18 protein-coding genes and 1 pseudogene are annotated in these 18,294 nt (G+C 49.4%); 12 read left to right on the top strand and 7 right to left on the bottom strand.

Annotated elements, in window-relative coordinates:
- A pseudogene (pabB, locus tag VIN66_RS14485) lies at positions 1-525 on the bottom strand (aminodeoxychorismate synthase component I); the annotation flags it as partial.
- A gap of 99 nt (positions 526-624) precedes the next feature.
- On the opposite strand from pabB, the gene VIN66_RS14480 reads away from it, so the two are divergent.
- The 4 genes from VIN66_RS14480 to VIN66_RS14465 all read left to right on the top strand — a co-directional run bounded on the left by VIN66_RS14480 (position 625) and on the right by VIN66_RS14465 (position 5,395).
- On the top strand, positions 625-2,145 hold the full coding sequence (locus VIN66_RS14480) for a fumarate hydratase (protein WP_331924643.1): 1,521 nt from the start codon (positions 625-627) through the stop codon (positions 2,143-2,145).
- An 80-nt stretch (positions 2,146-2,225) separates the two neighbouring features.
- On the top strand, positions 2,226-4,247 hold the full coding sequence (locus VIN66_RS14475; RefSeq protein WP_331924642.1) for a S9 family peptidase: 2,022 nt from the start codon (positions 2,226-2,228) through the stop codon (positions 4,245-4,247).
- A gap of 249 nt (positions 4,248-4,496) precedes the next feature.
- Positions 4,497-4,874, top strand: coding sequence for a hypothetical protein (locus VIN66_RS14470; protein WP_331924641.1), 378 nt, complete (start codon positions 4,497-4,499; stop codon positions 4,872-4,874).
- Between the two features lie 167 nt (positions 4,875-5,041).
- On the top strand, positions 5,042-5,395 hold the full coding sequence (locus tag VIN66_RS14465) for an MmcQ/YjbR family DNA-binding protein (protein ID WP_331924640.1): 354 nt from the start codon (positions 5,042-5,044) through the stop codon (positions 5,393-5,395).
- A gap of 32 nt (positions 5,396-5,427) precedes the next feature.
- On the opposite strand, the gene VIN66_RS14460 is transcribed toward VIN66_RS14465, so the two are convergent.
- From VIN66_RS14460 to VIN66_RS14445, 4 genes are all read right to left on the bottom strand, one after another.
- Positions 5,428-6,075, bottom strand: coding sequence for a DsbA family oxidoreductase (locus VIN66_RS14460; protein WP_331924639.1), 648 nt, complete (start codon positions 6,073-6,075; stop codon positions 5,428-5,430).
- Positions 6,062-6,691 carry a thiol:disulfide interchange protein DsbA/DsbL gene (locus VIN66_RS14455; RefSeq protein WP_331924638.1) on the bottom strand — a complete coding sequence of 210 codons (630 nt, stop codon included), beginning with the start codon at positions 6,689-6,691 and terminating at the stop codon, positions 6,062-6,064. Before VIN66_RS14455 ends, VIN66_RS14460 begins: the two co-directional genes overlap by 14 nt.
- 78 nt (positions 6,692-6,769) lie before the next feature.
- Entirely contained in the window at positions 6,770-7,525 is a 756-nt protein-coding gene (locus VIN66_RS14450) for a transporter substrate-binding domain-containing protein (RefSeq protein ID WP_331924637.1), read from the bottom strand.
- 55 nt (positions 7,526-7,580) lie between these two features.
- Positions 7,581-8,453: a LysR substrate-binding domain-containing protein gene (locus VIN66_RS14445; protein WP_331924636.1), complete on the bottom strand. Its 873-nt coding sequence runs from the start codon at positions 8,451-8,453 to the stop codon at positions 7,581-7,583.
- Between the two features lie 149 nt (positions 8,454-8,602).
- Here VIN66_RS14445 and VIN66_RS14440 point away from each other — a divergent pair, with 149 nt between their 5' ends.
- From VIN66_RS14440 to VIN66_RS14425, 4 genes are all read left to right on the top strand, one after another.
- Positions 8,603-9,715 (top strand): S-(hydroxymethyl)glutathione dehydrogenase/class III alcohol dehydrogenase, encoded by a 1,113-nt coding sequence (locus VIN66_RS14440; protein ID WP_331924644.1) that lies wholly within the window; start codon positions 8,603-8,605, stop codon positions 9,713-9,715.
- A gap of 143 nt (positions 9,716-9,858) precedes the next feature.
- Positions 9,859-10,707: an S-formylglutathione hydrolase gene (gene fghA, locus VIN66_RS14435; protein ID WP_331924635.1), complete on the top strand. Its 849-nt coding sequence runs from the start codon at positions 9,859-9,861 to the stop codon at positions 10,705-10,707.
- 48 nt (positions 10,708-10,755) lie between these two features.
- Complete coding sequence (locus VIN66_RS14430; RefSeq protein WP_331924634.1) at positions 10,756-11,169, top strand: HIT family protein; 414 nt, start codon at positions 10,756-10,758, stop codon at positions 11,167-11,169.
- A gap of 42 nt (positions 11,170-11,211) precedes the next feature.
- Positions 11,212-12,657 carry a diguanylate cyclase gene (locus VIN66_RS14425; protein ID WP_331924633.1) on the top strand — a complete coding sequence of 482 codons (1,446 nt, stop codon included), beginning with the start codon at positions 11,212-11,214 and terminating at the stop codon, positions 12,655-12,657.
- Positions 12,658-12,660: 3 nt separating this feature from the next.
- On the opposite strand, the gene VIN66_RS14420 is transcribed toward VIN66_RS14425, so the two are convergent.
- Positions 12,661-13,053 (bottom strand): VOC family protein, encoded by a 393-nt coding sequence (locus tag VIN66_RS14420; RefSeq protein ID WP_331924632.1) that lies wholly within the window; start codon positions 13,051-13,053, stop codon positions 12,661-12,663.
- Positions 13,054-13,210: 157 nt separating this feature from the next.
- On the opposite strand from VIN66_RS14420, the gene VIN66_RS14415 reads away from it, so the two are divergent.
- Positions 13,211-15,181 (top strand): bifunctional metallophosphatase/5'-nucleotidase, encoded by a 1,971-nt coding sequence (locus VIN66_RS14415; RefSeq protein WP_331924631.1) that lies wholly within the window; start codon positions 13,211-13,213, stop codon positions 15,179-15,181.
- A 1-nt stretch (position 15,182) separates the two neighbouring features.
- On the opposite strand, the gene VIN66_RS14410 is transcribed toward VIN66_RS14415, so the two are convergent.
- Entirely contained in the window at positions 15,183-15,611 is a 429-nt protein-coding gene (locus VIN66_RS14410) for an Lrp/AsnC family transcriptional regulator (RefSeq protein WP_331924630.1), read from the bottom strand.
- A gap of 165 nt (positions 15,612-15,776) precedes the next feature.
- On the opposite strand from VIN66_RS14410, the gene VIN66_RS14405 reads away from it, so the two are divergent.
- The 3 genes from VIN66_RS14405 to VIN66_RS14395 all read left to right on the top strand — a co-directional run.
- Positions 15,777-16,982 carry an aspartate aminotransferase family protein gene (locus VIN66_RS14405; protein ID WP_331924629.1) on the top strand — a complete coding sequence of 402 codons (1,206 nt, stop codon included), beginning with the start codon at positions 15,777-15,779 and terminating at the stop codon, positions 16,980-16,982.
- A gap of 3 nt (positions 16,983-16,985) precedes the next feature.
- Entirely contained in the window at positions 16,986-18,014 is a 1,029-nt protein-coding gene (gene astA, locus VIN66_RS14400; protein ID WP_331924628.1) for an arginine N-succinyltransferase, read from the top strand.
- 44 nt (positions 18,015-18,058) lie between these two features.
- On the top strand, positions 18,059-18,294 hold a 236-nt coding region (locus tag VIN66_RS14395; RefSeq protein ID WP_414709907.1), incomplete at its 3' end, for a 2-oxoadipate dioxygenase/decarboxylase family protein.

The raw sequence follows: 18,294 nt of genomic DNA, 5'->3' as shown, positions 1-18,294 counted from the left end.
ATGTGGTTGCTGTAATCTGGCATAAAGTTTTTTCCAACCCGCTTCTGCATTACCCTGATAGTTGGTATACCACAACTTTTGCTGCTGTTTGTCCAGGAGCAGCGCCCAGTTATATAAGCCTACGGCCATATCCGGCAGCGCAATGTCGGCTTGGGCGGTGGCTGGCAGTTTTTCCACATAGCGGCCAAGGTCATAGCCAAAGTAGCCCAGCGCGCCGCCGGTAAAGGGTAAGCCGTTATCGCTACCGTGTGGGAAATACCGCTTTAGCGCACAGTTAAGCACGGTAAACGGGTCTTGCTGGTAAACATGGGCGCCCTGATCGTCAGTTAAAATACAGCTGCCGTGTTTCGCTTCCAAAGTCGCTACAGGCTCTGCTACGAGTATGTCGTAGCGGCTGTTCACATGGTCTGGCGAGGCAGAGTCAAGCAACATGGCCCAGGGCTGGTCGGCAAAATGGCTGAACAGTGCAAGTAAGTTGGCCGGCGTTTCGCCGTAAATTTCTGGCGGAATAAGGTACTGCTGCATGAATGGGGCTAGCCGCTGTTTCTGATGCGCGCTATCATACCAGCACCCGCTAAAATAGTTAAACATGGCGCTGCCAGAGGCGTCAGAGGACAAGTAAAGATGACGGTTATTCGCCAGCAAGACTTTATCGACAGCATCGAAGATGCATTGCAGTACATCTCGTATTATCACCCGCTGGATTTTATCAAAGCGCTGGAAGTGGCCTACCACAAAGAGCAGAATCAGGCGGCAAAAGATGCCATCGCGCAAATTCTGATTAACTCGCGCATGTCAGCTGAAGGCCACCGGCCAATTTGCCAGGACACGGGTATCGTTACCTGCTTTGTTAAAATTGGTATGGATGTAAAGTGGGATAAAACCGATATGACAGTGCAGGAGATGGTAAACGAGGGCACACGCCGCGCTTACCTGAACCCGGATAACCCGCTGCGCGCTTCTATTGTGGCAGACCCTGCCGGAGCACGTAAAAACACCAAAGACAATACTCCAGCCGTGGTGCACATTGACTTGGTCGCCGGCCATCATGTTGAAGTGATGATTGCAGCCAAAGGTGGCGGTTCAGAAAACAAAACCAAAATGGTGATGCTTAACCCGTCAGATTCAATCGTTGACTGGGTACTGGAAACCTTACCTAAGATGGGCGCTGGCTGGTGTCCGCCGGGCATGTTAGGCATAGGCATCGGTGGTACTGCTGAAAAAGCGGCGGTACTGGCCAAAGAGGCGCTGATGGAGCCGGTCGATATTCAGGAGCTTATTGCCAAAGGTGCAGAAACTGCTGATGAGAAACTGCGCTTAGAGCTGTATGAAAAAGTGAACAAGCTGGGCATCGGTGCTCAGGGCCTGGGTGGTTTAACCACTGTTGTTGATGTGAAAATTAACAGCGTACCAACCCATGCCGCCAGTTTGCCGGTGGTGATGATCCCTAACTGTGCCGCCACGCGCCATGTGCACTTTCATTTAGATGGCACAGGCCCGGCCGATATTCAGCCACCAAAACTGGAAGACTGGCCGCAGGTAACCTGGGAGCTTGGCAGTAATGTGCGCCGGGTAAACCTGGATACCGTGACGCCACAAGACGTATTAGAGTGGAAAGCCGGTGAAACCGTGCTGCTAAGCGGCAAAATGCTGACCGGCCGTGATGCGGCGCATAAACGTATTGCAGACATGCTAAACCGCGGCGAATCACTGCCTGATGGCGTGGACTTTAAAAACCGCTTTATCTACTACGTTGGCCCGGTAGACGCGGTAGGCGATGAAGTGGTTGGCCCGGCCGGCCCGACAACGGCGACGCGGATGGATAAGTTCACCGATATGATGCTGTCGCAAACCGGTTTGCTGGGTATGATTGGTAAATCAGAGCGTGGTGATAAAACCATTGCCAGCATTAAACAACACAAAGCTGTGTACTTAATGGCAGTGGGCGGCGCGGCTTATCTGGTATCTAAAGCGATTAAAAAGTCACGCGTGGTCGCTTTCGCCGATTTAGGTATGGAAGCGATTTACGAGTTTGATGTACAGGACATGCCGGTAACGGTTGCGGTAGATTCAAACGGTAACAACGTGCACCAACAGGGGCCGGCTATCTGGAAAGTGAACATCCAGCAAATGGAAAAAGCGTAATTGCGATAAACTCAAAGGCTGTAGCTGTGCTGCAGCCTTATTTTTTTCAGCTTATAACAACAAAAATCCAAGGGATACGCATGAAAAAGACCTTACTGACACTCGCACTGCTGGCCGCTGCCAGCGCTCAGGCCAAAGCGCCGCTGACAGTAGAGCATTTAAACCAGTTTAATAAGTTACACGATGTTGTGTTATCGCCTGATGGCCGTTTTGTCGCTTATGGTCTGAGCAATGGTGGTTTTAACCCGGCGGATACCAGCAGCGACCTGTACCTGATGGATTTATCCAACTTAAACAAGGTTACCCGTTTAACCCAAAGCGCAGGCCGTGAAAGCCAGCTGCAGTGGGCGGCAGATGGGCGTAGCATTTATTTTATTGCCAGCCGCAGTGGCACTGCTCAGGTCTGGAACCTGCCGCTGTATGGTGGTGAGGCGCTGCAGCTAACTGATCTGCCTGTGCCGGTTGAAGGTTTTAAAGTGTCAGCAGATGGCAAGCAATTAGCATTGGCGCTGGCGGCTAAACCCGGCTGCCAGACATTGCAATGTACAGTAGATGCTAAAGCGGCTGATGCAACTAAAAAAGATACGGCGATGGCGTTTGACCAGTTGATGGTGCGGCACTGGGATAGCTGGCAAACGGCGTATCGCAGTCACCTACATGTTGCGACACTTAGCAACGGTGTAGTGAAAGATGCTACCAACCTGATGAGCGAGTGGAACACCGACATCGCCGGTATGAACGAGGTAGCTTTCACACCGGATAATCAGCGCCTGGTGTTTAGCGCGAAGATCCCGGCGGCCGATCAGGCCTGGCACACCAATTACGATATTTTTATGGTGCCGGTAACAGGTGGTGAAAAACAAAACCTGACAGCAGCGAACCCGGCCTGGGATGCACAGCCGTCATTTTCCAGCGATGGCCGTTTTATGGCATATAAAGCCATGAGTAAACCACAGGCCGAGGCGGATAAATTCAGCCTGATGTTGCTGGATATGGTGACCGGGCAGCGCAAAGAACTGGCACCGGAATTTGACCGCTCGGTCAGTGATTATAAATTTGGCCCGGATAACCGCACTGTGTATGTCACCACGCAGGATGTTGGCCAGTACAGCATTTATGCTATTAATACCGGCTTTGGTGATGTGCGCAAAGTCTTTGGCGACGGCACGGCTGGTGCGCTGAATATTGCCAGCGATAAAATCGTCTTTACCAACCATAAACTGGATATGCCGCCAGAGGTGTTTCAGCTTAATCTTGATGGCAGTGGTTTAACGCAGCTAACCGACATCAATGCCAGCTGGCGTGAACAAGTACAGTTTGGCGACTATGAGCAGTTTAGCTTTAAAGGCGCTAATGACGATACTGTGTATGGATATCTGGTAAAGCCGTGGGACTTTGACGCCAAGAAAAAATATCCGATGGCGTTTTTAGTCCACGGCGGGCCGCAGGGCAGCTTTGGCAATATGTTTAATGAGCGCTGGAATGCGCAGATGTACGCCGCCAAAGGCTATGCGGTGGTGATGATCGATTTTCATGGTTCAACCGGCTATGGCCAGGATTTTACAGCCTCTATCAGCCGTGACTGGGGCGGTAAGCCGCTGGAAGACTTAAAGAAAGGTTTTGACTACATCGTGCAGGCGCAACCGTGGATTGATGGCAGCCGGGCTTGTGCGCTTGGTGCTTCTTACGGTGGTTATATGATGAACTGGATTGCCGGTAACTGGCCAACCGGATTTAAATGTCTGGTGAACCACGCTGGCTTGTACGATATGCCAAGCTTTTACGGCAGCACCGAAGAGTTATGGTTTCCGGAGTATGACTTAGGTGGGCCGGTATGGCAGGCCGGGTCTGACTATCAGAAATTTAACCCAGCAGCGCTGGCCGATAACTGGCAAACACCCATGCTGGTGATCCATGGCTTAAAAGACTACCGGGTGCCGTACGCGCAGGGGCTGGGCGCCTTTACCAATCTGCAACGTAAAGGCATTGACTCGCGGCTGGTGATTTTCCCGGATGAAAATCACTGGATCTTAAACAAGGACAACCGCGTACGCTGGTATAACGAAGTATTCCAGTGGCTGGATAAATACACCAAAGGCTAACGCAGGTTAACCTGGCGTAATAATTACCCGTAGTATGCAAATATTACCTCTGTACGCTACCGGCTGCTTTGTGGCCGGTAGCACAATCCGTTAATCCCGCATTTAAAAAATCACCTCATATCAGCGCACTATAGTGCTTCAAGCCGCCGTTGTGCCGTGTTGGTACAGCCGTTGCGATATAACATTGTGTTGTAACATCAGGCTGTATATTTACAGCGTCGTTTCGTAATCAGTAAGAGGAGATATGACATGAAAACGCAACTGAATTCTGCACTGATCCTTACTCTGGCTTTAGCAACTACTTCAGTGCTGGCTGGGGGAGTCGGCCACATGGATACCGTAGATACAGATAAAAACGGTACTGTATCGAAAATAGAATTTGAGCAATATGTCGGCGAGCAGTATTTTGGCAAAGCTGACCGTAACAATGACGGTATGATTGATGATACTGAATTTATGGCCAACCGCATGGGTGGCAGCCTGGAGGAGTTTGACCGTGACAGTGATGGCCGGTTAACCCGCACAGAGTGGCATACCAGTGTGTTTGATAAGTTCGATACCAACAGTGACAGGGTGCTGGATAAAAGCGAATGGCAGCGGGTTAAAAGCAGCGGCATTGGTATGTAGCTGTATGTAAGCTGGCATCAGGCTTTTGATTTCGGCATACCCGGGCAGTAAACTGCCCGGGTATTTTTATGTTGTTAACCCGCTCTGTATTCTTTAACCTGTCGTTGGCTTGACTGCATAAAATTACAGTCAGCCAATTACTCACCGGTTTTCTGCAAGGGTATTTGATGAATTTTCAAGACTGCCGCGAGCATTGCCTGATGCAACAGCAAAGTAGCGAAGATTTTCCGTTCGGTCCGGATATTTATGTATATAAAGTAGTGGGTAAGATTTTCGCGATTTTGTCGGAAACAGCCGGGGGGGCAAGAGTGAATCTGAAATGTGATCCGCAGGAGGCACTAATGCTGCGGGATATATTTCCGGCAATAACACCCGGCTATCATATGAATAAACAGCATTGGAACACGCTGCTACTTGATGGCAGCGTGCCTGAAAATGAAGTTAAACGCCAGATAGAGCATTCTTATCAGTTGGTGGTGAAAAGCCTGCCCAGAGCCAGACGACCGCAGTTGGCAGGCTAAACAGCGCGCTACGGTCATCTGTATGTCAGCTCTCAGGCGGCTGGTTCAGCGGCAATTTGTTGCAAGGCAGCCGCCAGTTGAGATGGCTCCTGTGCACCAGAAATCAGGTATTTATTATTGATGATAAAAGCCGGCACCGACGAAATACCAGCGTGCTGGTACCTGGCGATATCAGCATCAACTATGTCGGCGTACTCATCTGTTGCCAGAATCTTTGCTGCGGCGTCTTTATCCAGCCCGGCACTTTGTGCGCACTGCAGCAGCACCTCATGGTTTGAAACATCAGCAGCTTCACCAAAATACGCATTAAACAATGCCTGTTTCATGGCAGTGGCTTTATGCTGGCTGGCTGCCCATTTAACCAAACGGTGAGCGTCAAACGTATTGCAGGTATAACGCTGCTGCATATTGCTGAAGTTAAGCCCAAGCTCTGTTGCAATGCGGATCATATTCTCCTGTGCCGCACGCATTTCGGCTTCCGGCCGGCCATATTTGCGGCTCAGTGCCGGCAATATAGGCTCTTTGGCCATATTTTTATCCGGGTTCAGCTCAAATGCATGCCACTCTATGCTTGCAGTTATATCAGGCAGACTGCTTAGCGCCTGTTCTAATCGGGCATAACCTATCGCACACCAGGGGCAGGCAATATCAGATACCAAATCGATTTTAATCTGTTGCATTATCAGACTCCTGTGCGTCCAGGTTTAGCAAATAGCTGACCAGATCATTAAACTGCTGTTGTGATTTTAACGCGCCGATTTTAATCGCATACTTACCATTGACGACAAAAGTCGGCACTGAGGTGATGTTAAGTTTTTCGCGGATACTGTCGTAACCGGCAACATCGGCAAGTATCGGCATGCTGTCAATTCTGCTGTCGAAAACGTCTGGCGCAACGCCATGCTCAGCAAACAAGGCTTTGACTTCTGCACGGTTAGCCGGCGCTTTACGTTCTGTATGGATCCGTGCAAACAGTGCAGGTGTAATGCGGTGTTCCAGATCCAGTGCTACTGCCAGCGCATAGGCGCGTTGTAGCTCAGGTCCCATATCGCGGCCGAGAAACGATACCGGGGCACGTTTGAAACTAACCGTCGCCGGTAAAGACGTTTTAAGCTGCTGCGCGATAGGTTCGAAGTTGTAGCAGTGCGGGCAGAAATATGAGAAAAACTCCATCACTTGTTTTGACGCGCTAACGTCAGATGACACCACATCATAATGTTCACCGGCATTAAAATCCTGTGCCAGCAGGGGATTGGTGAGCCACACGAACAACAGGGTTAGCAGCAGTTTTTTCATCAGCAGTTCCGTTTTGTAAGTTATTAACAGTGCCATGATAAAACAGCTGCGGTGTTAAGCCAAATGCTGCCCGTGGGATTAGTTAAACTCAGCTACCGGCAGGCTAAGGTGGCTTTTTAGCTGATGTTTGGGTGGTGGGACCCCGAATTGCCGGCGCAGCCTGGCCGCTGTGCCGTCTGCTTCCAGTTTAAACAAGGTTTTTGCCAGCGCTTGCAGCAACGACTGATAGCGTTTATGTAGCATATGGTAATCCGGCACCGTTTTTATTGTTTGCATGATACTGACAAACCCTTGCGGCGCTGCTGATAGCTGATACGCAGCAAAGAGCACGGCATCGACTTTTTGCTGCTCATACAGTTGCCGGGCAGCGGCGGTATCTGACACCGGAATTAACTGAATGTCCGGTGGCAGCGCATGTAGCATGTTTTCCAGAATTAGCGCGCCTCTGACATACACCAGGCTACTGACAGTGCTTAAACTGCAGCCGGCACATTTGGTCTGATTAACATACAAATTTACGTTGGTATCGAATAGAACGTAAGGTACCGCAAGTAAATTAGGATAGCGTTGGGTGACATCCAATACTCTTGCCAGTTCGCCTGAAAGACGGCCTTTATTGGACTCGACCAGACTTCTGCCAAACGGTACCGAGATAAATTCCACCTGGATGCCCATCGCCTTATAGGCTTCGCTGAGCAATGCCTGACTATACTGCGCTGCCGGCGTGTCTAAAGCAGTTCTGAATATCAGCTTTTGGTCAGCGCTAGCCGGCACCTTAGTGGCAGATAAAAACAAACAAAGGATAAAGCCCAGTCTGGGCCAGTGGCTATTCATGAGGTTACCGGTATTGTTACTGCCAGATGTTGTAGCGCGAGAGCGCAATTATATATCATTTTGCTAACTTCTCAGCTAAAAAATCTACCAGCACCCGCACTTTCGCGGATAAATGCCGGTTTTGTGGATAAAGCGCCCAGATACCGTCATCGGGTTGACGAATGTTATCCAGTACCGAATGCAGCTGTGCCTTACTGAGCTTGTCTTTAACGTAATAATCAGGCAGCTGTACCAGCCCAAGTCCCTTTAACGCGGCATCCAGTAAAGCGACCCCGCTGTTACAGACAACTCTGCCTTTAGGTTTAAACTGTTGCACACTGCCTTCAACATTAAAACGCCATACAGTGACCGTGCCCGTCAGGCACTGATGTTGCTGTAGCTGCTGTAGTGTCGTTGGCGTGCCGTTTTTGTGCAGATATTCAGGAGACGCAACGATGTACTGGGTTCTGCTGGCCAGCTTGCGTGCAATCAGGCTGGAATCTTCCAGTGTGCCCAGACGTATGGCTAAGTCAAAACCACCCTGAATAAGATCCAGTTTGTTATTCGTCAGCTGCATATCCAGCTCGGTATCGGGATACAGCTTAAGAAAATCATGCAATAGCGGGGCAATGTGGGTTTCGCCGTAAAACACAGGGGCCGTCAGCTTAATCAGCCCTTTGGGACTGGCCTTCAGGTTGGCCAGCGCACGGTTTGCTTCTTCCAGACTGCTGACGAGATGACGGCAATGTTGCAGGTACAGTTGTCCTTCTTCGGTCAGGCTGACATTACGTGTGCTGCGATACAATAATTTTATCGCCAATGATGTTTCCAGCTCGGCAATATTACGGCTAACCTGCGCCACCGAAATCCCCAGGGATCTGGCTGCTTTGGTAAAACTTTGTTGCTCTGCTACTGCTACAAACTCACTGATCCCAATCCAGTGTTTCATCTGATTTTGCCTTAGTATTATTGCAAATATGAAAAACTTATTTGCATTGTAGTGGTATTTTCATTGATATGGAAAAAATACAATTCAGGTTACACTTGCCGTTATAAACTTTGCCTGTGTTAACTTTTTAAAAGGACAACCCTATGAACATGATTAAAACACGTGCTGCTGTGGCCTGGGGCCCGGGTCAGCCTTTATCAATTGAAGAAGTGGACTTAATGCCACCGCAAAAAGGTGAAGTACTGGTTAAAATTGTGGCGACTGGTGTATGTCACACCGATGCTTTTACATTATCCGGTGAAGACCCTGAAGGTATTTTTCCGGCCATTCTGGGCCATGAGGGGGGGGGTATTGTTGAAGCAGTGGGTGAGGGCGTAACTTCTGTTGCTGTCGGCGATCATGTTATTCCACTGTATACCCCGGAGTGCGGCAAATGTAAGTTCTGCTTATCGGGCAAAACTAACCTGTGTCAGGCCATTCGCGCAACCCAGGGTAAGGGCCTGATGCCAGATGGCACCACACGTTTTTCAAAAGACGGTAAACCTATTTACCACTATATGGGCACATCGACATTTTCTGAATACACAGTGTTACCGGAAATCTCGCTGGCGAAAATCAGTAAAGAAGCACCGTTAGAAAAAGTCTGTCTGCTCGGCTGTGGTGTTACCACGGGTATGGGCGCGGTAATGAACACGGCCAAGGTAAAAGAAGGCGATACGGTAGCCATTTTTGGCCTGGGTGGTATTGGTTTATCGGCAGTAATTGGCGCCGTGATGGCAAAAGCCAGCCGGATTATTGCTATCGATATCAACGAAGATAAGTTTGATATTGCGAAAAAGCTCGGTGCAACTGATGTGGTGAACCCGAAGAAATTTGATAAGCCGATTCAAGAGGTCATCGTTGAGATGACCGATGGCGGCGTCGATTTCTCGTTTGAATGTATTGGTAACGTACATGTAATGCGCTCAGCACTGGAGTGCTGTCACAAAGGCTGGGGGGAGTCGGTTATCATCGGCGTTGCTGGCGCGGGCCAGGAAATTTCTACCAGACCATTTCAGCTGGTGACCGGTCGGGTTTGGCGTGGTACGGCGTTTGGTGGTGTAAAAGGGCGCAGCGAGCTGCCAGAATACGTCAACCGCTACTTAAATGGTGAGTTTGAGCTGGATACCTTTATTACCCATACCATGCCGCTGGAAGATATTAATAAAGCCTTTGATTTAATGCATGAAGGTAAGTCAATCAGAACTGTTATTCATTTTTGATTTTGAAAGTGATTGAAGGACGGATTAGAACCCCGTTCTGGTCGGCACAGAGTGTCTGAGCGAGCGCGCAAGCGCGAACGAGTTGCTGTGACGAGCCAGGGCGGGCGTTGTAATCTGTCCTGACCGCGTTTGAAGGACATAGTATGACTACATCAGCCATAACCAAAGTAAGTGAACAGTTATGCTTTGGCGGTAAGCAAATCCGCTATAAACATCAATCGGCAGTATTACACTGCGACATGCAGTTTTCTGTTTTTCTGCCTCCGCAAGCCGAAACCGCGAGGGTACCCGCGCTATACTGGCTGTCGGGGCTAACCTGCACCGATGAAAACTTTTCCAGTAAGGCCGGTGCACAGCAATATGCCGCTAAATTGGGTCTCGCTTTAATTATTCCTGATACCAGCCCGCGTGGTGAAGGTGTACCTGACGATGAAAACGCCGCTTACGATTTTGGCTTAGGTGCCGGATTTTATGTTAACGCTTCTAAAGCGCCTTTCAATCAGCATTACAAGATGTACGACTATATCGTCAGCGAATTGCCTGAACTGGTAGAAGCAGCATTGCCGTTAACAGACAAACGTGCGATCAGTGGCCATTCCATGGGCGGCCATGGTGCTTTGGTTATCGGCCTTCGCAACCCAGAGCGCTACTGCAGTATTTCTGCTTTTTCGCCGATTTGCAATCCGGTAAACAGCCCCTGGGGCATTAAAGCTTTTAGCGGTTATTTAGGTGAAGATAGAAGCCAATGGCAGCAATATGATGCCTCTTTGTTATTGCGGGACGCAAAGAAGGTAGCGCCGATTTTGGTGGATCAAGGCACGGCAGATAATTTTTACCCAGAGCAACTGCGCACAGCAAGCCTGATGGAAGCGGCATCGTTAAACGATGTTAAGGCCGAGATCCGCCTGCAGCCAGGTTATGATCATAGCTATTACTTTATCGCCAGTTTTATCGGTGAGCACCTGCATTTTCATGCAGAATACTTGAAGTAAACTGCTGTGCTGGCATACTCCGGTAAAAAGACGTTACCGGAGTATGCCATGAGTTACGATGACAATAATATTTTCGCCAAAATTCTGCGCGGCGACATTCCCAGTTTCAAAGTATACGAAGATGACTACACGCTGGCCTTTATGGACATCATGCCGCAGGCTGACGGTCACACCCTGGTGATCCCAAAGTTTAAAGCAGAAACGCTGCTGGATATTCCAGCCGATGAACTAACCCATACCATGACCACCGTGCAAAAAGTGATGTCAGCACTCAAATCTACCCTTGGTGTTGAAGGCGTCGTGCTGATGCAGCTCAATGGCGAAGCCGCAGGGCAAACTGTACCGCACTTACACTTTCATTTAATCCCTGAACATCTGCGAAAGTTAAAAGGCCACGGTGCCGAGCAGGGGGATATGGAAAAAATTAAGGCGCTGGCTCAGAAAATCAGTGCCGCATTATAAATTACGTCACTGCCTTAACAGTAACGCAAGATTAGTCAGCCGATGAGCAACTTTTACCCGCAGCTATTTAGTCTACTCAGGCAAATTTCGCGCTATGCATTGTGGCGCAATACTTTGCTATTGCTGCTGTGGCTTGCTGTCTGGATGCTGGGGTTGCTGGTTGAATACACCGAACATGCCAGTATCTGGTTTCCTGCTGCCGGGCTTACCAGTGCTGCACTGTTTATTATTGGTATAAGAGCGGTGCCGGTACTGATTCTGGGGTGTGTGATTGTAACATTCTGGACCGGGCAGCAATATCAGCTCGCACTTAACACATTACAATTACTGCAGGCAGGCTTGTTATTTGGTGTGGCGCATATAGTGCCGTATTATGCCGGCGCCAGGTTACTCAGGCGTTTGGCTAATATCGGGCAGTTTTATTTACCGTTGTTTGTTATCGGCTTTTTGCTGGTTGCGGCGCTAAGCTCGTTGCTCGCGACCTTCTCAGTGTTGGCGGCGCTGGTGATGTCGTCAATGATGCCGCTTGAAGATATTGCCCATACCTGGTTACCGTTCTGGATTGGTGATATGGCCGGCGTGGTCGTTATTGCGCCGCTTTTTTCCGGCGTACTGGCGGTACTTTACCCGTCACCCCAGTTTGTGCTGGAAGACTACATCGGCCCACAGCAACGTGTGGCAAGCAGCGGCTATCAGTTTAAACTGCTGGTGAATGTTGTTTTGCTAACTCTGACGATGCTGTTGGCGCGCTATTCTGACTCGCCGCAAAGTGCTTTTGCGGTATTTTTTCTGGTGATCCCACATATGTGGATTGCTTGTACTGAGTCGGCGTTTTTTACTACGCTGAGTCTGGCCCTGAGTAGTTTTGTCATAGCGCTTCTGGTGCATTTTCTGGGCCTGCTGCAATACGCTATGGTGTATCAGTTCGCCATCAACGTTATTGCTGCCAATGCGTTGTTTGGCTTGGCGGTACCGGCACTGATGACGGCCAATATGCAACTGCGGCTTATTGTTTCGACCGACAGCCTGACTAAAGTGGCATCACGGGTGCATTTGCAGCAAAGAGCTGAACTGGAAATTGCCCGCTCGCTCGAGCAGCAGGAGCCGCTGTGCCTGATGGTGTTTGACATTGACCATTTTAAACGCATTAACGATCAACTGGGCCACAGTGTTGGCGATCAGGTTCTGCGCGACGCCTGTCATGCCGCGCAACAACTACTCAGGCCTACAGATGTGATAGGGCGTTATGGTGGCGACGAATTTGTCGTATTGTTGCCGCATACCCAGCAAGATGTTGTTGTTGCCATCGGTCAGCGCATTATTGACCGGCTCAGAGGGATTAAGCTGGCAAACGATTTGAGCGTGTCTGCCAGTTTTGGTGTAGCGGCGCTGAAAGCAGATGACAGCTTCAGAACATTATTTGAAAGGGCCGACGCCGCGTTGTATCAGGCAAAGAAAAAAGGCCGTAGTCAGGTAGCCTGGCATTGACCGCTAGTTGTCGGTACGCTGCAGTAAATCCCACTGATTACCATACAGATCGGTAAAAACAACCACAGTGCCATAAGCTTCTTCACGAGGCGCTTCGAGGAAGGTAACACCGGCCGCTTTCATTGCATTGTAATCCTGCCAGAAATCGTCAGTTTGCAAAAACAGCCACACTCTGCCGCCAGCCTGCATACCAACAGATTGCTTTTGTTGTTCCGTCGCGGCTTTAGCCAGTAACAACGCTGTGCCATTGTGCTGCTTTGGTGCAACCTGTACCCAGCGCTTGCCTTTGCCTAAATCGGTATCTTCCAACAGTTCAAACCCAAGTTTGGTGGTATAAAACGCTATAGCGTCATCATAGTTGTCTACCAGCAGCGCAACATTTGCAATATGTGCCACAGCATACTCCTGTGTGTTTTAAAGTGCGCGGATCCTGCCAGTGCTGTGCCGGTTTAACAAGTATTGTCACGTGATTTTCACTTGAGCTTGCGACAAATAGCACTTAAGGTAGCGGTTTTTATTGCACAGTAGTTATTGTCGTTAAGGAACAGGTGTTGTGCGTTTACTGACCATTTTAAGTATTTCTGCTTTACTTTCAGTTGGATGTGCAACACAACAGCCATCAGATACGGCGTTGACACTGAACATTATCCATATCAACGACACTCATTCCCATTTTGATGCCAGTCCGGCAAAAGTCATGCAGGGCGAGCAGGCTGTTTACACCTTCATCGGTGGGCACCCGCGCATCCTGACGCAGGCCAGACAGCTTAAACTGCGCTCTGTGCAGGATAAGATCCCGGCTCTGTTTCTGCACGGCGGTGATGCGTTTAAAGGCAGCGCTTATTTTGAGCTGTTTGAGCAACGCATTAACGTTGACGTATTAAACCGTATGCATATTGACGCTATGGCACTTGGCAACCACGAGTTTGATATTGGCCTGGCAAAACTGGCTGATTTCATTGGCAAGGTTAATTTTCCGCTACTGGCGGCAAATATTGATACTGCGGATGAACCGGCACTGGCGGGCAGTAAAAATATAAAGCCTTATGCGCTATTTGTTGTGGAACAACACCAACTGCACGCTATTACTGACATAACTCAGGCCAAAGGCCGCGAATTAATAGCTGTTTTTGGCTTGGCGCTTGAAGATATGCGGGCAATTGCCCCGGGTACCGGCGCGCTGGTGTTTCATAATGAGGTTCAATCTGCTCAGCACACAGTTGATATGCTTAGTGCACAAGGTGTTAAGCATATTATTGCATTGACACACCTTGGGCATCAGCGCGACTTAGCCGTTGCCGCCGCCGTTAATGGTATTGATGCGATAGTCGGTGGTCATTCTCACAGTTTGCTCGGCGATTTTCGGCACTGGGGGCTGGGCCAGCAACGACCTTATGCCGAACTGGTGACTAACCCTGATGGGCTGGGTAAAACCTGTGTCGTGCAGGCAGGACAATTTGCTCAGGCGATAGGGCAGGCGCAGCTGGCTTTTAACCGCGCTGGGCAGCTTACCCGCTGCAATGGCCAGAATACGCTACTGGCAAGTCGCGACTATTTCTCTTCACCGCAGCGCGATGAGCCCAACCGCTTGACTGGCAGTAAACAGCACAGCGCAGAGCAGTATATTGCTGCCTTGCCACGCACGGCTATAGTGGCAGAAGATAGTTCATTGCGTCAGCTGCTGGACACGCAGTATAAACCCGACGTCAGCCGTGCTTATGGTGAACGAATTGCCGTTGCGGAGCAGAGAATTAATCATGTCCGGTTGCCTGGCAGTGGCGGCAGCACAGAGCACGGTTCTGAGCTGGCTGGATTTATTACTGATGCGATGGTGCATTGGCTTAATCGTAGTGATATCCGCGCTGCAACAGGCAAGAACGTTGATTTTGCACTGATTGGCGCAGGTAATATCCGCTCAGCTATTGAAGCGGGTAGTGTGTATGAAGGCAACATTCGGCTGGAAGTACTGCCGTTTAATACGCCGCTCAGCGTCCTGAGTATCAGCGGTGCGCAACTGCGCTCACTGCTCAGTGAAACCATTAGCGCCACGCTTATACCCGGTGCACATAGCGGCAAGTTCCCTTATACCGGCAAGCTACGCTATATCGCAACAGAAGTGGCTGCAGGTAAAGCTGAACTCAATCAATTACAGTTTTGGCGTGATGGAAAGTGGCAGAATATTCAGCCGGACGGTATTTATACGATGGCAACGACACAGTATCTGGCTGATGGTAACGACGGCTGGCAGGTGTTGCAGCAAATACAGCAACATAGCAGCGATCGGCAGGACATTATATTGCAGCACGGCCAACCGGCAGTGTTTAGCGTAAATAACGTGACCGCCAATATGGACAGCAGCGGGGCGGTGTCGTTTAGCACAGTGTATAACACTATCGACAAGCTGCCTTGTGACGCTCAGGGCACAGACTGCAAGGTCGCCGCCCAGGCTTTTATTGATTATCTGAAAAGCACGCAATTGGTGCTGTCGCAACCACGCCAGCCGACGGTGACGTTACGACGCTGAGTTACCGTTTAAATTTCGTTTCCAGTATCACTGATGAGTTAGTGCGCTCTACGCCGTCAAGGTTACCAATGTCATCCAGTATATGGCTCAGCTGCTCTGTGCTCTGAGCCTGCACTATCGCAATCAAATCATACTCACCACTGATAGCATACAGCGCCGATACCTGCGGGATTTGTTTTAGTTCGATATTGGTTTTTGCTGTGAGTTTTTGCCGTACCTTGATACTGACGTGCGCCGATACCAGTGACGCCAGATAATCGTCACCGTAATCAACGGAATAACCTTTAATGATGCCGCTTTGCTCAAGTTTTGCGATGCGGGTTTGTACTGTAGAGCGTGATAAATCCATCATTCTGGCCAAATCTGAGATGCTGGCTCTGGCATTGTGTTTTAACACAGCTAACAGTTTTTCATCTTCCTTGCTTATCATTTTGTCAATTGGTTCCGTTAAATTGCAATGTTGATTGGTTATATTGCTGATAATGATACTGCAATATGACGGCGATGAGCAATATAATAAAGCAACAATTACAGCCTACCGCCACCAACATAATTGAGAACAGGCGGTGTTTTCTTTAGCAACAGTGAGGTTTTTATGCAGGTGACAAGAAGTGTATTCGATGAGGTCATGGTACCTAACTATGCGCCGTCAAAAATTATCCCGGTGAAGGGTGAAGGTTCACGCGTATGGGATCAGCAGGGCAATGAGTTTATCGACTTTGCCGGCGGCATAGCAGTTAACTGTTTAGGCCATTGTCACCCGGCACTGGTGTCGGCATTAAAAGATCAGGCTGATAAACTGTGGCACTTATCTAATGTGATGACCAATGAGCCAGCCTTACTGTTGGCCAAAGCGCTGGTTGATGCCACTTTTGCTGAGAAAGTGTATTTTGCCAATTCAGGTGCAGAGTCAAACGAAGCCGCACTGAAACTGGCTCGTCGTTATGCTAAAGATAAATATGGCGAGCAGAAAAACCAGATTATTGCCTTCAAACAAGGCTTTCATGGCCGTACTTTCTTCACCGTTACTGTAGGTGGTCAGCCTGCGTATTCTGATGGTTTTGGCCCTAAGCCAGAGGCTATTGTACATGCGGAGTTTAATAATCTTGATAGCTTAAAAGCGCTGATAAACGATAACACTTGTGCCGTCATGGTTGAGCCGGTGCAGGGTGAAGGCGGTGTCATGCCAGCGTCGAAAGAGTTTATTAAAGGTGTGCGCGAGCTGTGTGATAAACACAACGCACTGCTGATTTTTGATGAAGTGCAAACGGGCGTTGGTCGTACCGGCGAGCTGTATGCTTATATGGGTTATGGGGTCACACCGGATATTTTGACCACAGCTAAAGCCTTGGGTGGCGGTTTCCCTATCGGTGCTATGTTAACCACCACTGAGATTGCTAAGCATCTGGTCGTGGGGACCCATGGTTCTACTTATGGCGGTAACCCATTGGCCTGTGCCGTAGCGCTGGCGGCAGTTACTACTGTTAATACACCTGCAGTGCTTAATGGCGTTAAAGCCAAAGCGCAGCTGTTTAAAGCTGGCCTGAATAAAATCAATGAAAAGTACCATGTATTCAGTGAAATCCGTGGTTCTGGCTTACTGATTGGTGCGGTATTAAACAGTGATTATGCCGGTAAAGCGCGCGATATCATGCTGGCGGCGGCAGAACAGGGCCTGATGGCGCTGGTAGCGGGCACTAATGTGGTTCGTTTTGCACCATCACTGGTGATCCCCGATGCCGATATTGAGGCCGGTCTGGCACGTTTCGAACAGGCTGTTGCCAGCGTGGTGAAGGGCTAAATTATGTTAGTGATCCGGCCGATCACCGCAGCTGATTTTGCTGCGCTAAAACACATCGCAGTTGAGTCCGGTGCGGGTTTTACCTCGCTGCCGGTAAACGATGACCGGTTGAAACAGAAAATTACCCATGCAGAGCACAGCTTTGCCGCTGATGTGACAGCACCGGGAGATCAGGGCTATCTGTTTGTACTGGAAGACACGGCCAGTGGTGAGATAGTCGGTACTACCGGTATTGAAGCGGCAGTAGGTACCAGCACGCCGCTGTATCACTTTCAGCAAAATACGGTTATTCACCACAGTGCTGAACTGAATGTGTTTAATCAGCTGAAAACACTGACGCTGTGTAACGATTACACCGGAGCGTCTGAAATTTGTACTTTATTTTTGCGGGAAAGTTACCGGCGTAACCATGCCGGGCGCTTTTTATCAAAAGTACGGTTTCTGTTTATGGCGGAACACCCGCAGCGTTTTAGTGACCGGGTTATTGCTGAAATGCGCGGTGCTGCTGATAGCGACGGCCAGCCACCGTTCTGGCACTGGCTGCAGCAATTGTTTCTGACGATTGATTTTCCTACGGCTGATCATCTTATCGGTATTGGTAAGAAGGCCTTTATTGCTGAGCTGATGCCGCGCCATCCTATCTATGTTGGCTTACTGCCGCAGGCGGCGCAGGCTGTAATAGGGCAGGTACATCAGAATACAAAACCAGCGCTTAAAATGCTGGAGAGTGAAGGCTTTATTCACCGTGGCTACATTGACCTGTTTGACGCAGGGCCAACGGTAGAAGCCAGGTTAAGTCAGATTAAGTCGGTAGCGGCGAGTAAGAAAGTACCGGTTAAAATTGCCGATGTTCAGGGAGAGCAAACATTGGCCGTTGCCAATACGGCGTTGCAACAGTTTAGGGCCAGCTTTGGAAAAGCGGCAAAGTTTGATGCAGATCAGGGCGTGTTATTGCTAAGTGCAGAGTTTGCCGATACCTTGCAGCTGCATGATGGCGACCTGGCAAGATTTATTATTCTGGATAAGGCCTGAGAAGGCCTGCAAGTTAATTTGGTAAACGTTAAGGCGGATTAATAATGCATACTGATGTAAAAGAATTATTTGCCAATCTGTGGCAAAACTATGTAGCGGTCACTCCTTCTGCCAAGAACGTACACCGCTTACTGGGCAGTTCACAGCAGGACGATGTGATTAACGATCACATTGCGCTGCGTACTTTTAATCTGGAAAAAGTCGGGCTGGAGAAGCTGGCTGCGCACTTTATCGCACTGGGTTATGAAGAGTGTGGCGAGTATCACTTTGAAGCGAAGAA

Source organism: Rheinheimera sp., from assembly GCF_036568245.1.
Lineage (GTDB): Bacteria > Pseudomonadota > Gammaproteobacteria > Enterobacterales > Alteromonadaceae > Alishewanella.
This window is presented reverse-complemented; position numbering and strand designations above follow the sequence as displayed.